Annotated in this window: 15 protein-coding genes; 6 read left to right on the top strand and 9 right to left on the bottom strand. The window is 61.5% G+C overall.

Annotation, left to right across the window (positions count from 1 at the left end):
* The first annotated feature begins 17 nt into the window (after positions 1 to 17).
* Positions 18 to 1,439, top strand: a complete 1,422-nt coding sequence (locus ACQY4S_RS22805) for a peptidylprolyl isomerase (protein WP_428487487.1) — start codon at positions 18 to 20, stop codon at positions 1,437 to 1,439.
* Between the two features lie 197 nt (positions 1,440 to 1,636).
* On the top strand, positions 1,637 to 2,473 hold the full coding sequence (gene rsmA, locus ACQY4S_RS22800; protein WP_428487486.1) for a 16S rRNA (adenine(1518)-N(6)/adenine(1519)-N(6))-dimethyltransferase RsmA: 837 nt from the start codon (positions 1,637 to 1,639) through the stop codon (positions 2,471 to 2,473).
* Between the two features lie 7 nt (positions 2,474 to 2,480).
* Here rsmA and trpA read toward each other — a convergent pair whose 3' ends face one another.
* Entirely contained in the window at positions 2,481 to 3,296 is an 816-nt protein-coding gene (gene trpA, locus ACQY4S_RS22795; protein WP_428487485.1) for a tryptophan synthase subunit alpha, read from the bottom strand.
* Between the two features lie 94 nt (positions 3,297 to 3,390).
* On the bottom strand, positions 3,391 to 4,635 hold the full coding sequence (gene trpB / locus ACQY4S_RS22790; RefSeq protein WP_428487484.1) for a tryptophan synthase subunit beta: 1,245 nt from the start codon (positions 4,633 to 4,635) through the stop codon (positions 3,391 to 3,393).
* A 170-nt stretch (positions 4,636 to 4,805) separates the two neighbouring features.
* On the opposite strand from trpB, the gene ACQY4S_RS22785 reads away from it, so the two are divergent.
* Positions 4,806 to 4,991, top strand: coding sequence for a hypothetical protein (locus ACQY4S_RS22785; RefSeq protein ID WP_428487483.1), 186 nt, complete (start codon positions 4,806 to 4,808; stop codon positions 4,989 to 4,991).
* Positions 4,992 to 5,865: 874 nt separating this feature from the next.
* Here the strand turns inward: ACQY4S_RS22785 and ACQY4S_RS22780 are convergent.
* A complete protein-coding gene (locus ACQY4S_RS22780) occupies positions 5,866 to 6,276 on the bottom strand; it encodes a MarR family transcriptional regulator (protein WP_428487482.1) in 411 nt (136 codons plus the stop codon).
* A 750-nt stretch (positions 6,277 to 7,026) separates the two neighbouring features.
* On the opposite strand from ACQY4S_RS22780, the gene ACQY4S_RS22775 reads away from it, so the two are divergent.
* Positions 7,027 to 7,155, top strand: coding sequence for a hypothetical protein (locus tag ACQY4S_RS22775; RefSeq protein ID WP_428487481.1), 129 nt, complete (start codon positions 7,027 to 7,029; stop codon positions 7,153 to 7,155).
* Between the two features lie 87 nt (positions 7,156 to 7,242).
* Here the strand turns inward: ACQY4S_RS22775 and rsfS are convergent, their stop codons facing one another.
* The 3 genes from rsfS to ACQY4S_RS22760 form a co-directional block, all read right to left on the bottom strand.
* Complete coding sequence (rsfS, locus tag ACQY4S_RS22770; RefSeq protein WP_428488479.1) at positions 7,243 to 7,686, bottom strand: ribosome silencing factor; 444 nt, start codon at positions 7,684 to 7,686, stop codon at positions 7,243 to 7,245.
* A gap of 62 nt (positions 7,687 to 7,748) precedes the next feature.
* Positions 7,749 to 8,372: a nicotinate-nucleotide adenylyltransferase gene (locus ACQY4S_RS22765; protein WP_428488478.1), complete on the bottom strand. Its 624-nt coding sequence runs from the start codon at positions 8,370 to 8,372 to the stop codon at positions 7,749 to 7,751.
* A 5-nt stretch (positions 8,373 to 8,377) separates the two neighbouring features.
* Positions 8,378 to 9,625, bottom strand: coding sequence for a glutamate-5-semialdehyde dehydrogenase (locus ACQY4S_RS22760; protein ID WP_428487480.1), 1,248 nt, complete (start codon positions 9,623 to 9,625; stop codon positions 8,378 to 8,380).
* Positions 9,626 to 9,809: 184 nt separating this feature from the next.
* On the opposite strand from ACQY4S_RS22760, the gene ACQY4S_RS22755 reads away from it, so the two are divergent.
* On the top strand, positions 9,810 to 11,225 hold the full coding sequence (locus ACQY4S_RS22755) for an FAD-binding oxidoreductase (protein ID WP_428487479.1): 1,416 nt from the start codon (positions 9,810 to 9,812) through the stop codon (positions 11,223 to 11,225).
* A gap of 2 nt (positions 11,226 to 11,227) precedes the next feature.
* Here the strand turns inward: ACQY4S_RS22755 and ACQY4S_RS22750 are convergent, their stop codons facing one another.
* From ACQY4S_RS22750 to ACQY4S_RS22740, 3 genes are read right to left on the bottom strand one after another with little or no spacing between them, the layout of a single operon-like run.
* The gene (locus ACQY4S_RS22750; RefSeq protein ID WP_428487478.1) at positions 11,228 to 12,409 is read right to left on the bottom strand and encodes an NAD(P)/FAD-dependent oxidoreductase; all 1,182 of its coding nucleotides are present in this window, start codon (positions 12,407 to 12,409) and stop codon (positions 11,228 to 11,230) included.
* Positions 12,406 to 13,089, bottom strand: coding sequence for a methyltransferase domain-containing protein (locus ACQY4S_RS22745; RefSeq protein ID WP_428487477.1), 684 nt, complete (start codon positions 13,087 to 13,089; stop codon positions 12,406 to 12,408). Before ACQY4S_RS22745 ends, ACQY4S_RS22750 begins: the two co-directional genes overlap by 4 nt.
* A 21-nt stretch (positions 13,090 to 13,110) precedes the next feature.
* Positions 13,111 to 14,166 (bottom strand): type III polyketide synthase, encoded by a 1,056-nt coding sequence (locus ACQY4S_RS22740; RefSeq protein ID WP_428487476.1) that lies wholly within the window; start codon positions 14,164 to 14,166, stop codon positions 13,111 to 13,113.
* Between the two features lie 379 nt (positions 14,167 to 14,545).
* Between ACQY4S_RS22740 and ACQY4S_RS22735 the strand changes: the two genes are divergently transcribed.
* On the top strand, positions 14,546 to 14,857 hold the full coding sequence (locus ACQY4S_RS22735; protein WP_428487475.1) for a hypothetical protein: 312 nt from the start codon (positions 14,546 to 14,548) through the stop codon (positions 14,855 to 14,857).
* The last annotated feature ends 13 nt before the right edge of the window (positions 14,858 to 14,870 follow it).

Below are 14,870 nucleotides of genomic sequence, written 5' to 3'. Positions count from 1 at the left end.
TCCCGGGAGTACCTGTCATGTTGGCCGCGGTTCGCAGTCCTGGCTTCACGTTTCGCTCGGCCTCCCGCCGCGTATATCCCATCCAGGTCAGTCGCGCGCATTGGGCGAAGCCGAGGCTGGCGGTGCTTTTGCTGCTGCTGGGGGCTTGTCCGGCCTTTGGCCGTACGATGCCCGGGCAGGCGTCTCCCGCCAAGGCAGCGCCCGCGCAGACGGAACAGAAACTGCTGGACGCGACCCGAATCGCCGCCGTCGTGAACGGCGACGTGATCACGAACAACGACATCGACAACCGCGGCCGCCTGTTCGCGATGTCCACCGGGATGGCCATGGCGCCCGACGTGCTGGATCGGCTCAAGCCGCAGATCCTGCGCCAGCTCGTGGATGAGCGTCTGCGCATTCAGGAAGCGCAACGGCGCAAGGTGGTCATCCAGGACAAGCAGATCGCCGATGCGATCCACGACATCGAGCAGCGTAACAACATGCCGGCCGGGGCTTTGCGGCAGAAGCTGGCGGCGGACGGAGTCAGCCAGCGCACCCTGATCGACCAGATCCGCGCCCAGCTTGCCTGGGGCCAGGTGTTGCGTGACCTGGTGGCGGAGAAGGTCAATATTACCGATGCCGATGTGCTGGAGCAGCAGAAGCTGGAAACCCAGATGATCGGCCAGCCGGAATACCGGCTGGGAGAAATCTTTATTCCGGTGGACGACCCGGCCAACACCGCCGACGCCCAGCGCTTTGCTGAAACCGTGATAAACGAGTTACATGCCGGCGCCGCGTTCCCGCTGGTCGCCGCGCAGTTCAGCCAGACCCAGACCGCGCTGGAGGGTGGCGAGATCGGCTGGGTGCAGACCAACCAGCTCGACCCGCAGATCGCCAGGCTGGTTACCCAGATGCCCATAGGCGCAGTCAGCAATCCGGTGAAGGTGCCGGGCGGCTTCACCATCGTCGCGCTTCAAGGCAGGCGCGAAGTCGGCCGCGACATCGCAACGGTGGTGACGATGCGCCAGGCCTTCGTTTCATTCACCTCGGCGCTCGATCCGCAGGCGCCCACCGATCAGCAACGCCAGGCACTGGCCAAGGCACGGAACATCAGCAGCACCGTGCATAGCTGTGAGCAGATGGAGCAGGTCGCCAAAGCCACGAATCAGAGCAACCGGCCGATCAATCCTGGCGAAGTCCGCGTCGAGGGAGTCAATCCACCAGCATTTCGTCAATTGCTGGCGACGATTCCGATTGGCAAAGCTACCGAACCGCTGATTTCTCGCGATGGGATCGCGGTCATCTCGGTGTGCACGCGGGAGGAGAAGAACACCGCCGAAATCACGACGGAGGAGGTCCGCCGCAGGCTGATCAATGAGCACGTGGAATTGCTGTCTCGGCAGACGATGCGGGACCTGCACCGCCAGGCCAACATCGACTTGCGCGGCGGCGGGGTGTGAGGCCGGATCAGGCAAGCCGGGAGGAGCGCCCTTCGACCCTGTTGCGGACTGATGTCCTCAGAACCCGCGAAGTTCGTTGCAGGCAAGGGAGCGACCAGGGGGTTGCAATACCTGCGTCGTCACCCCCCTAATTAATGTGGATCAAAGAGGCATCCGCACCTTTGCGGGTCCCAGGGCGGAGCCCTGGTCTTGCATTGTTGACTAAACTTCCTCCGTTACGCGACGTCATCGCGCGGCATGGCTTGGCCGCTCGGCATTCGCTAGGGCAACATTTCCTGCTGGACGGCAACCTGACCGATCGTATCGTGCGGGAAGCTGGTGATCTGGCCGGCCGGCATGTTATCGAGGTTGGGCCAGGGCCTGGTGGCTTGACGCGGTCCATCCTGGCCTCGGCCGCCGCCAACGTTACCGGAATCGAACTCGACTGGCGCGCGGTGGCTGCGATGGAGGAACTGGCGGCGGAGGCAGCGGGACGCTTGCGGGTCATCGAAGCCGATGCGCTGGCGATCGATCTGTCGGACTTGGTGCCAGCGCCGCGCCAGATCATCGCCAATCTGCCCTACAACATTGCTTCGCCGCTGCTGGTCCGCTGGCTGCGGCAAGCCGCGTTGTTCGAGCGGCTAACCTTGATGTTGCAGCAGGAGGTGGCGCAGCGGATCTGCGCGGGTACGAATACCGCCGGCTATGGCCGGCTGTCGGTGCTGACGCAGTGGACGTGCGACGCGCGGATGGTCATGCGCATTCCCCCCGCCGCTTTCACGCCGCCGCCGAAGGTGTGGTCCGCCGTCGTCAGCCTGACACCGCATGACGTGCAGCCGGATCCGACCCGATTTAGCCGGATGGAGGCGCTCACCGCGGCCGCCTTTGGGCAACGCCGGAAGATGCTGCGCGGATCGCTGCGCGCCCTGGGCGGGGAAGCGCTGCTGGCGGAAGCCGAAATCGCACCCGAACGGCGAGCGGAGACGCTTTCGGTGGCGGAGTTTGATAGGCTGCTTGGAATTCAGGCAGGTTTCTCGATGTGCCGCGGCAGCTAATTCTCTTTCAGCGCCGCACTGCGGCCGCTAATTCTCGTACTTGGTCCAGCACCTTCTCCACCGTCCCGGCGCCCGCCTTTCCATCCGCATCCAGACTCGCTGAAAGCGTGTTGATCAGCGCGGAGGCCACCACTGCCGCATCGGCTATGCGCGATGCGGCCCGAGCCTGCTCCGGCATACGGATGCCGAAGCCGATGGCAATGGGCAAGTCGGTAGCCTTGCGAATGCGGGGGATCGCTGCCTCTAGATGCTCCACAGTCGCGCTGCGCGTGCCGGTAATTCCTGTGATGCTCACATAATAGACGAAACCAGAGCTGCCGTTGAGCACATGCGGCAGGCGTTCATCGTCTGTCGTAGGAGCAATTAGCCTGATGAAGTCCAACTCGTTGGCTGCGCTATAAGGCAGCAGCAGATCGGCTTCTTCAGTCGGCAGGTCAACAATGATCAGGCCGTCCACTCCCGCTACGGCGGCATCGGCGCAGAACCGCTGTGGCCCATAGGACAGGATGGGATTCAAGTAGCCCATCAGGACTATCGGCGTCTTATTGTCGCACCGGCGAAAGTCTTGCACCATCGTGAGCACGTCGGCCACCTTCACGCCGGCAGCAAGGCCGCGTTTGCCAGCCGCCTGAATAATTGGGCCGTCGGCCATCGGGTCGGTGAACGGCATGCCGATCTCGATGAGATCCGCGCCAGCCGCCGGCATTCCGCGAAGCAGGGCCATTGAGGTTGGCCCATCCGGGTCCCAAGCCTCCAGAAACGGAATCAGCGCACCGCGGCCCTGACTTTTCAGCTCGGCGAACCGGGTGGCAATGCGGCTCATGCTACGGACATGAAGTGGTGCAGCGCCCGGCGGGTCGAAACGGCTACCGGCGCGCACGACGTGGCTGGCAAAGCCAAGCAGGCTAATTCAGGATTCACAGCTTAACCCCAAGATGCTCGGCAACCGCGAAAATGTCCTTATCTCCTCGCCCGCACAGATTCATCAGAATGATTTCATCCCGGGACATCGTAGGTGCCAACTTGGTCACATAGGCCAGCGCATGAGCCGGTTCCAGCGCAGGAATGATGCCCTCGGTTTGCGTGCAAAGCTGGAATGCAGCCAGGGCTTCCTGATCGGTGGCAGAAACGTATTCCACCCTGCCAATATCGTGCAGCCAGGAATGCTCCGGCCCAATGCCGGGGTAGTCCAAGCCGGCACTAATGCTATGCGCTTCAGTTATTTGACCGTCATCGTCCTGCAGCAAATAGGTACGGTTGCCATGCAGTACACCAGGGCGGCCGCCGGTCAGACTGGCGGCGTGCTGGCCTGTCGCGACACCGTGTCCACCGGCCTCGACACCAATCAGGCGCACCGTTCTGTCGTCCAGAAACGGGTGAAACAGCCCGATGGCGTTGGAGCCACCGCCAATGCAGGCCACTGCCGCGTCGGGTAGGCGACCCTCGGCTTGATGAAGCTGGACTTTCGCCTCCTCACCAATCACTGACTGGAAGTCGCGCACCATCATTGGGTACGGGTGTGGGCCGGCGGCCGTGCCAATAAGATAGTAGGTGTCGGCGACGTTCGCGACCCAGTCGCGCATCGCTTCGTTCATGGCATCCTTCAAGGTGCCGGCGCCTGAGGTCACCGCTTTCACCTCGGCACCCAGCAGCTTCATTCGGAACACGTTCGGCGCTTGACGCTCAACATCAGTGGCGCCCATGTAAATGGTGCAAGGCAGCTCGAACAGCGCGCACATTGTGGCAGTCGCCACACCGTGCTGCCCAGCGCCGGTTTCAGCGATGATGCGGGTCTTGCCCATGCGGCGAGCCAGCAAGATTTGGCCCATGCAGTTGTTCGCCTTGTGGCTGCCGGTGTGATTCAGCTCGTCGCGCTTAAAGTAAACTTTCGCGCCCCCAAGCCGATTGGTTAGACGTTGAGCAAACCACAGGGGGCTCGGACGGCCGACATAATGCGTCAGGTGATGCTTGAGATCGACATCGAAGGTCGGATCGACCTTTGCCTGATTGTAGGCGCGCTCGACCTCCAGGATGAGTGGCATCAGCGTCTCCGCGACAAAACGGCCGCCGAATTCGCCAAAACGACCTTGTGAGCTTGGGCCGGCGCGTAAGCTGTTGGCTCCGGGGGGAAGTTCTGCAAGAGAGTCGGTGTAAGGGTTCAAATTCGCATTCTCCCCAAGAAGTAAAAATGTCTAGCAGCCTGTCAAGGTGGTGTTGGAAGCCATCCAGCATGCCAGTTGAAACTGAATTTCAGAATGTGCTGGGGCAGCGTTCGACAGTCAACGTCTTGATCTGAGGCCAAGGCGATCGGACTACAGATCTCAGAACAAGCATGACAGCGTTCGAGATAAAGGTCAGTCTGGGCGACGCGCGTCTCTCTTTGGGCAGGAAACCTCTGGCTGCTCTGATCGGCGTTGAAGATCCCTGGCACGGCAAGCCGTCCGATCGCTACGACAGCACCTTGCGGGCAGCAAGTTCCTCCCGCAGCGAGATAAAGCCGCGCCGCATCGGAATGTAGACGATGTCCGACCTGAGCCATCCGATCGATCGTCAAATTGCGCAAAAGTTGGAAATTGTCGTGTGTTTCGGATGTGGTGTCCTGGTGCGTGGCGTCTGGTACAACGCCTCGAACACCATCCGGCGCATCAACCGGTGCATTCGATAACGTTCAGCGCCTTGGTCGTGCGCTGTAAAACGGCGTCTCCAGAAACCGCTTGTTTATCAGCCGCATCAACAACAGGGTGATTTCACTCGGCTCAAGCGGATCTGAGGAAGACCACGACCGGCTGATCGAGAGTAGTTCGCAGGACCAATCAATCGACAGATCGGCGTGATCACACGGAACCGTTTCGCACCTGCGAACCATGTTCGTTAGCCGCACGCTTTCGCTAAACAGTTTCACGATTCCGCTCGCCAATCTTGGCTTGTGGATTGAAAAATTGCGTAGGTCTCGCGTCTGCCCTCGAAGTTGCGGCCTTCGAGGTGACCGTTCCTGTCATCCCATCGGCTACAGCCTTTTTTCCATTTGCCACAAGTGTCAGTTAAACACCGTGATTGGCATGGATTCCAGCTTGCGTCAGCTTATCCGTGATCGCTTCCAACGTCATCTCGCCTTGAACTCAGGCGGTGATGTTCGCGAGAGATCCTGGCCATCTCCCGTTCTAATCCAGTCGAGATTGGCTCATTCCACCTGTCCGAATGCGGAGATCAGCATTCTCGACCCGCGTTTACCCCATCTGAACACAGAGCCCAAACGCCTAGAGAACGCAAAGCCTAGCTCTAATTTGGCTGTACTCCGTCCTAAACCAACTTTTTTCAAGCCGGGTTATCAATCGGAGGCGGTGCAGCTTTGAAAAGGTCGGAATCTACCGGGCCACGCGCTGGCCCGGTTTTCAATGAGCCGCCCGTGCCGTTTCGCTGCCAGAGCGCTGACGACCCTGTACCGGTTCGGCAGTAATCCGCAGCGTAGATGCCGCATCTCGCAGTATCGTCCGCATTTCACGTAAAAAGGCCATTCCTGTCGCGGTACGTTGTACTAGGACACTACGCCGATCCAGCGGATCCGTCTTGCGTCGCACCAAGTCAAATTCCGACAGCCGGTCCAAAGCTCTCGTTATCGCCGGTTTTGAAACGCCAAGTTTCGCGGCAAGGCCCCGCACCGTTTGTGCCTCGGTTTCCAGATAACATGTCAGAAATACGCCGAGCTGGCGCGCTGACAGATCCGGACCGTCACGACGGACGAGCTCCACGATAGCGGTTCGCAGGATGCCGGCCAGACCATCACTGACTTCGTTGGTGATCATTCTCCTGTACCTTTCCTGTAAGAAGTCCCAGCTGCACCCGACCGAAGTGTCAGCCACACGACGATAGGTGTCATGCCTCTGAATTCGTGTCTCGTAACGAAGCAGTGTACCAAGCGTATTTGTTCCGGTAATCAAATTTCGAATTCAGAATTATATTTGATAGATACTTATTAGGGTTTGCTTTTCGGCCCGCGGTTACGTTGAGCATTACTAAGTGAATCCGCCGTCCTGCCGGTCGCAGGATCGCTTAACATTAATGTAACAGCCACTCACGCGAAATCTCCTTTCAAACTGCGCGAAACCCGGCAGGACGTCGCTGAAACACAAGTTTTGCGTCACAATCCGTGACAAGGGACGACGCTTCCCTGGCATTGAATGCTTGACAAGGAAGTTTGAACGCCCTGCGCGCCGCATTAATACGAACGGACGACACTTAGCGATACAATTCCGACTTCGCACGATTAGGATGACTTCGATTTTATGAATGAAGATAGTGCTGATGGCGTTGTTAGCTATTGCGACGTAGTGACGTGTAATTCCGCTGCCCGGACGTGTTGACCCTCGGTAGAGTCCCAGGTGGGGCCTGAAACCTCGCCTTGTTCGCCACGCAGACCTGGACACAGGTCAAGACTTACGCCCGGTGGTATAAGTTCGACTTTGGCTCTTTTGCGGGAGATCATGGATGCCCGTATTAGGTGGCGCAGCGGTTGCCGGGGACAGAATTAATCATCCTTGCCAGGAGACGCCGCCATGCTGCGCCTGCCGTCTCGCTTTGCCAAAGCCTTTGTGTCGTCTGTCACAATAGCCGCATGCACCATCAGGGACACCATCGCGGAGCTGGCCGCGCGCGACAAGAGCGGCGCGGCGGAGGCTGCCTGAAGGTGCTGCCGGCGCAGCCGCTGGAATGGCCAGAGAACGGCGGTTTAGGGGCCCGATCGAAGGATTTTCGAACGAATTGAAGACTTACTAAATCGCCTCGTCCAGATCCTCGCCCCACATCTTCTCCAGCGCATACATTGTACGAGCCTCCGGTTTGAACAGATGCACCAGGATATCCCCCGCGTCGATCAGCACCCAATCCGACCCGCCGGCCCCTTCCACTTGCACGCGCTTCAGGCCAACATCCTTCAGCTTTTCGCTCAGGTGCGTCGCCATCGCGCTGATCTGCCGGTCGGCCAGACCGGAAGCAATCACCATCCGATCGCAGAACATCGCTTTCCCCGCCAGATCCATGGTGACGATGTTCTCCGCCTTGTCGTCTTCCAGGCTGCCGATGATCACGGCCTGCAGCCGATCAAGCTCCGTCGGCTCTGCCTCCACGCGCTTCACAGACCTCACCTTCGGACCAGCCGCGATTGTCTTCTTGCGGGGACTTCCCGGTGCCATGGCCTCCGGCAACGCAGTCTTCACCGCCTTCTTGCGCGGTGTCGGCTTATGCCGAGCGGGGGAGGCGGACATCTTCGACGTCTTGGTTATGACACTGTCCCTTCAGCGGCTTGACGAAGCATGGTCGCGGACACGGCGGTCTGCCGGCCCGGCAGGAAGACCCATCCCGGGAATGCCCGCCCTGGGTTGGCATCCGGCAGCAACGACGCTTCACGCGCTGGTCGGCGCCTCGCCCGTAGCCGATGCGCGGCCTCTCCCGCAAGCGCCCGATGCGTATAACCCGGCCGCGGCAGCACCGCGAACCCCAGTCGCTGCGTGATATCCTGCCACCGGTGCCATCGAGGAAGCTCCTCCAGGATATCGGCGCCCATGATCCAGACGAACCGAGCACGCGGGAACCGCCGCATCAGCAGCCGCAGCGTGTCCACCGTGTAGCGGGTGTGCAACTTCGACTCGATGGCGCTTGCCACCACCCGCCGCCCATCGGCGATCCGCGCCGCGCCCGCCAGCCGCTCGGCCAGCGGCGCCATGCCGTCCCGCGGCTTTAACGGATTGCCCGGTGAGACCAGCAGCCAGACCTGATCCAGCCGCAGTCGCCGGCGCGCCATCAGGGCAATATGACGGTGGCCGTCATGCGCCGGATTGAACGATCCCCCCAGCAGCCCGATACGCATCCGCCGCCGGTCGCCGAAGCGAGGAAGGCGATCCAGCGTGGTCAGGAACGCACCTGACCAGCGCCAAATACAATGGTGCGATAGGTTGTCAATTGCTCCAGTCCAACCGGCCCGCGCGCATGGATGCGGCCGGTAGAGATCCCGATTTCAGCACCAAAACCGAATTCCGCGCCGTCACAGAATTGCGTAGAGGCGTTCCACAAGGCCACGGCGCTGTCCACGCCGCGCAGGAAGTAGTCTGCCACCGCCGCATCTTCCGTCACGATTGCGTCTGTATGCTCGCTGCCATGCGCGGCAATATGCGCCAGCGCCGAATCCACTCCGTCCACCACCGCGACGGACAAAACCGCATCAAGCCATTCCGTATCGAAGTCCCCGTCCGCGGCCGCTGGCAGCCAAGGCACCACCGCGCGCGCCGCCGCGTCCGCCCGAAATGTGCATCCCAGCGCACGTAGATCATCCGTGAGCAGCGGCAGCAGCGAGTCGGCCACAAGCCGGTCAATCAGCAAGGTCTCCGTCGCGCCGCACACGCCGGTGCGCCGCATCTTAGCATTCGCGATGATCGCCCGGGCCATCGCGGGGTCTGCGGCTGCATGCACATAAGTGTGGTTCAGCCCTTGAGCGTGCGCCAGCACCGCTACACGCGCTTCCCGCCGCACCCGCTCCACCAGCGAGGCCCCCCCGCGTGGGATGATCAGGTCCAGCAGGTCGGCGCCTGCCAGCATGGCGGCAACGTAGGCACGGTCGGCATTGGGCGCAATCTGGACGCCGCCTTCCGGCAGCCCCGCCGCCGCAAGCCCGCGTCGCAGCGCGAGCGCGATTGCCGCAGCGCTTAGCGTGCTGTCGGACCCGCCGCGCAGGATCACCGCGTTGCCGGATTTAAGGCACAATGCGGCGGCATCCGCCGCGACATTCGGCCGGCTTTCATAAATCATGCCAATCACGCCGATCGGCGTGGCGATTCGCTGGAAGCGCAATCCGTTCGGCTGTGTCCAGTCGTCTAAAACCCGGTTCAACGGATCCGGCAGCGCCGCGACCGCCTCCAGGCCGCACGCCATGGCTTCGACCCGAGCCTCAGTCAGTACCAGCCTGTCCAGAAACGACGCCGTCCCATGATAAGCCGCCACATCCGCCGCGTTCGCGGTCAGGATGTCGCGCATGGCGTCACGCAGCGCATCCGCCATCGCCCGCAGCGCGGAATCCCGGACAGTTCGGCTGCTGCGTGCCAGCACATGCGCGGCCGCCCGCGCCCGTTGGGCCGCCGCCTTCAGGTGTTCGTTCGCGTTCATGTCGCCAATGTGCCCAGGAAAGGATCCGGTTTCCAGTGCCAATCCGTGCATTTCGCTTGACCTGACCCTACCGATCCGCGTCCGCCAATCAAGCCCAAAACTTGACTTCACTTTGGGTGACGGCATGGTCGGTCTCACCACTGTCCCCTGTCCACTGCCTCAGCCAGCAAGGATCCGTCCGTCCATGCCCACCACGTCTCTTCTCGACGCAATCCGCGCTATTGTTGGCGATCGCGGTCTGCTGACAGACAGCACCGATACCGCTCCCTACAGCGAGGACTGGCGCCGTCTGTATCAAGGCCGCACCAGCGCCGTCATTCGCCCGGCCACCGCTCAGGAACTTGCCGAGGTTATCAGGCTTTGTGCCGAAACAGGCACGCCTGTGGTACCACAAGGCGGCAACACCTCGATGGTCGGCGGTGCCGTGCCAAACGAGGATGGCTCGGAACTCGTTGTGAGTACTGCCCGCCTCAACCGCATCCGCGACCTGGACCCGACGGACATGACTCTGACGATCGAATCCGGCGTCACGTTGAAAGCAGCGCAGACCGCCGCCGCGGAAGCCGGCTGCTTGCTGCCTTTGTCGATCTCCTCGGAAGGATCGGCACAGATCGGTGGCGTGCTGGCGGTGAACGCCGGCGGCAACAACACCGTTCGTTACGGAAATGCCCGCGACCTGGTGCTGGGGCTGGAAGTCGTCCTGCCCGACGGTACCATCTGGAACGGCCTGCGCCGGCTGCGCAAGGACAACACCGGCTACTGCCTGCGCCAACTCTTCGTCGGCTCCGAGGGCACACTCGGCGTCATCACCGCCGCCGTGCTGAAACTGGCATCGCAGCCGCGCGAGGTTGCCGTCGCGTTGTGCGGCGTCGCCTCGCCCGAGGCCGCGTTATCGCTATTTACCCGCTTCCAGGCGCACGATCCGAACGCCATCAACGCCTTCGAACTGATGTCGGGTCTTGGCATGTCGTTTGTGCTGCGACACATCCCCGGCGCGGTGCTGCCGCTGGAAACATCGGCACCGTTCTACGTGCTGGTCGAGCTCGCCAGTCCGCGCCCGAACGCCGGTCTGCACGCCATGCTGGAACAGGTGCTGGAGCAGGCGCTGAACACGGCGATCGTGCAGGACGCCGTCATCGCCGCTTCGGACGCGCAACGGGCGGCGATCTGGCGGCTGCGGGAGGAACACTCGGAAGCGCAGAAACGCGAGGGCGCCAGCGTCAAGAACGACGTCTCGGTGCCGGTGTCGAAGGTCCCAGCGTTCATCCGTCAGGCCACCGCAACGTGCGAGGCGCTGATCCCCGGCATCCGTGTCGTGCCGTTCGGCCACATGGGCGACGGCAATATTCATTTCAATCTTGAACAGCCGGCCGGATCGGACGCGGCATGGTTCCTAGCGCGGGATCACGCGATTATGGATGCGGTGAACGAGGTGGTTCAGGCGTTCGACGGCAGCTTCTCCGCCGAACACGGGATCGGCAGGCTGAAGCCTTACATGATGCCGGATTGGCGCGGCGGCGCGGAGCTGGCTCTGATGCAGCGAATCAAGGCGGCGATCGATCCAGGCAGAATTATGAATCCTGGAAAGGTGCTGCCGTAGCGTCAGGGAAAGCGTTCGGGAGGAACTATTCCGGACCATGACGGGCATGGCAAACCGCGTAATGTCAACCGGCCTGACGCACGTCCACCAACACGTGTACCACGCGCTGCCCGCCGCAACAGGCCCGGAAGCCACCTTGCACCATGGATCGTGACGGCTTGCAGCGGGGCACTCAGCGCCACTTTGTGCAGCAAATGGGCGAGGCGCATCTGATTGCCGAGGTCGTGGGCAAGCTGGCGGTGGTAAGCCAGCGCATTGGCGCCCATATGCCAGGAGTTGGCCGCTAGTACGCCACTGTGCAAGGCAATGGCAACACCGTCCCCGGTCAGCGAGGGGATGACCGCAGCTTGATCCCCTAGCCGGAACAGGTCGGGATCCCCAGTTGGGTGCCGCCGATGTAGAAAACCGTATGGCACACCGGCTACGGCAAGTGGACGCTGCAGCAGGGGTGTCGCGGCTTCCAGCCTTTGTTTGATCCACGGATTCGCAGCCTGGATCATGCCCAGGAGCGCGGGCCATGTGCCGCCAAGGGCATGGAACCTGGTGCGTCGGAGCGCGATGCACAGGACAGCTTTTCCGGCCTCCACGCATTGCAGTCCGGCGTAGCCACCGGAAAACAGGAAAAGCTCGATTGTGCCTGCCAGGGCAGCGGCCTGTGCCGTTGACAAATCGTAATACATCTTCATTCCGATTGCGCCGCCCACGACGCCAGGGCGCGGCCGATCGCGCAGGTCGTGCTTGCCGGTGGCAAGGAACAGATCGACGGCGTTGATCGGCTCGACTCCGTTGACATGGGCCTGCCAGCCGGCGCCATCCCGGCTGAGACGGCGGACGGTCTCACCCAGACGTAGAGTGGCTCCTGCCGCCTCCGCCCGGTGCAGCAAGGCGTCGTCGAGGATTCGGCGCGACAACCCCAATGCCCGGAACGGCAGCGTGGCTTCCGTCACGTGGTTATGACTAATCAAGCGCAGGCGGTGGATCGTGATGGCTCCTAAACGGATCGGGTCGACACCGAGGGACTGTAGCCGCTCGATCGCATCAACACCCAAGAAGTCCCCACAAACCTTATCGGTTGGTCTGCTAAAGCGCTCGATCAGCGTCGACGGGTGGCCAGCCTGCCCAAGGCGGATCGCGGCGGCGGTACCGGCCGGACCGGCGCCAATGATCAGTGGCCCGTTGTTCAAACGCTGCCAACACATAGTCGAAATGGAAAGTACCACGCGACCGTTGCCTCAGTTTCAGAAATGTTAGCCTGACGGAGCAACGTTTCCCATTCGGAGCGGACGAAAGCGCGAGAGACGGAAATCTGTCCATCCTCGCGGACGATGTGGTGCCAGAAAGCGATCCGGGCAAGCAGCGGAAAGCCGTAGTACGGTATCACATGCCGGTGGATGTCGCTGATAAACCATCCCGCTCCAGCACTTTTCTTTTGCCAAATCAGAAAGTTGACAACCTCCTGGTCGGTCAGGTGGTGGGTAAACTGGGAGCTGATGATGAAGTCGAATGGCTGCGTCGGGATATAGGTGAAAGCATTGTCGTTAATGAAGGCGATGCCGGCGGCGGGGTCGGTGGCCTCTGTCGCCGCTTTGGTAGCCCAGGGGTTGAGGTCAATGCCGGTCAGGCTGGCTTTCGGGTAGTGCCCGCGAATCTTCCGCAATGCATCACCGTGACCGCAGGCGATATCCAGCAGGGAGAACTCAGGCCGGTCCTTTGCCTGCTTCGCCAGCCAATAGAGCATTGGCCGATGTGTCAGGGTAACTACGTTGACCCGCGAGAGGTCGCGCAGGCATCGACTATACTCGTCGAAATCGACGCAGTCGGTGTCCATCTGCTCCGATTCCATGCTGCGCCTGGAGAGGTTCATGAACCTATGACCAAGCCTTAATCATGGACGGTCGAAGGAAAATGTTTCTACCGTTACTCCCGGGCCGAACGCCATCGCCATGCCGGGGCCTCGCGCATCGGGATCGCACAGGATTTTCGCCAGCACGAACATCAGGGTCGCGGAGGACATGTTGCCGTGGTTGCGCAGGATGTCGCGCGAATAGCGCAGCGCCTCAGGGGGCAGATGCAGGCCGTGCTGAACGGCGTCAAGAATTGACCGGCCCCCAGCGTGGACCGCCCACAGAGCAGGCGTCTCGGCCGGCAGCAAAGCGGGACCATGTTCCGGCAGCCAACGGCGAATACGCCCGGGGACCTGACCAGACAAATGCATCTGGAAGCCAGCGTCGCCGATATGCCAGGTAATCAGGTCGTGACTGCGCGGGATCACGGTGGCACGGAAGCAAGCCAACCCAATTCCATACGGATCAGCGGTGACCAGCGCTGCAGCGGCGCCGTCGGCGAACAGCAGGAAACTGAGCATTTTCGGCAGGTCCTGGAAGTCCTCCTGCAAATGCAGGCTGCTGAGTTCCAGGTTGACCACCAGCACACGAGCGGCGGTGTTGGCGCGAACAATGTGATCGGCCAGCTTGATGGCATTGACTGCGGCGAAACAACCCATGAAACCGACGATGGTGCGCTGCGTGCTATCGCGCAAGCCGGCCTCCCGCATGATCTGGAAATCCAGACCAGGGGCAGTGAAGCCGGTGCAGCTTGCGACAACCAAATGCGTAATACTGCTCGGGTCGGCGTCCAGCGCACGAATGGCCTTCAGTGCGAGGTGCAGAGCATGAGGTTCGTATTGCGCCATGCGGGCGGCCGTGGTGGGAAAGGCGCCTCGGCGATAGAAGCCATCAGTGTCGAGGACGACGTCGCGCGGCCTTGGGGCGGCTTCAATGATGGCGTAACGATGCTCGATGTCGGCCATGGCAGCCATGCGGTCGAACAAGGCACGCTTGTGCGGATCCACGATGGTATCACGGCCGAACTCCATGAATGCGGCATGGATATCGTGTGGAGGGACAGCGGTGCCGATCCGGTTCAGCCAGGCCTGCGTCAAGCGGTTTCCCTTTGTGTTGCATACGAGGCGTTATGTCGTGTTTAAGCGGATGTGGGATCATGATGGCGGTTCACCAGGGTAGGGTGGACACGGTGACGGTAGCGCTATTTGCCGACAACCGCCACGGGTCAATCCAATCCCATGAGCAACCGCAACGAGTCGGTTGATGAACCGCTTTCCGGCCAGGACCCGTCGTCGGCGATGCGCCAGGATGGCTTGCGGGGTGCGATGAAAACGCCCTGCTGAACCGGCTGATGGCGGCCGAGTTCAACCCCCATCCGACCGAGGAGCGGGCCTTAACCACTGCCGTTTTCGTAGACAAGGTAATCTCGCTTCACACGCGCGGCATGAGCACGCGTGAGATCTAGGGGCGCGCGGGGTGCAGACCGTCTCGATCGATGAGATGACCGGGATCCAGGCGCTGGAACGTGCCGCCAAGCGTCTGCCAATGAAATCTGGCCACATCGAACGGCCGGCGTTCGAATACATCCGGCATGCTCAAGCAGATCGAGATCGGGTTCTCGATCCTGGTCCGCGAACGGCTCCGCCGTGGCAACTTCATAACCAAGGCGCATCTCCAGCAGAGGATCTGGAGCTTGATCGGCTACTTCAATGCCACAATGGCAAAGCCGTTCTGATGGATAATGAAAAACAAGCCGCTGGCGGCGTGACATGCTCAAGCGGGTTCTGATTTCCAGCAAGAC

This window comes from Rhodopila sp., from assembly GCF_965276935.1.
In the GTDB taxonomy this organism is placed as follows: Bacteria; Pseudomonadota; Alphaproteobacteria; order Acetobacterales; family Acetobacteraceae; genus Rhodopila.
Note: the sequence above shows the minus strand (reverse complement) of the source record. Positions and strands in the feature narration are given on the sequence as shown.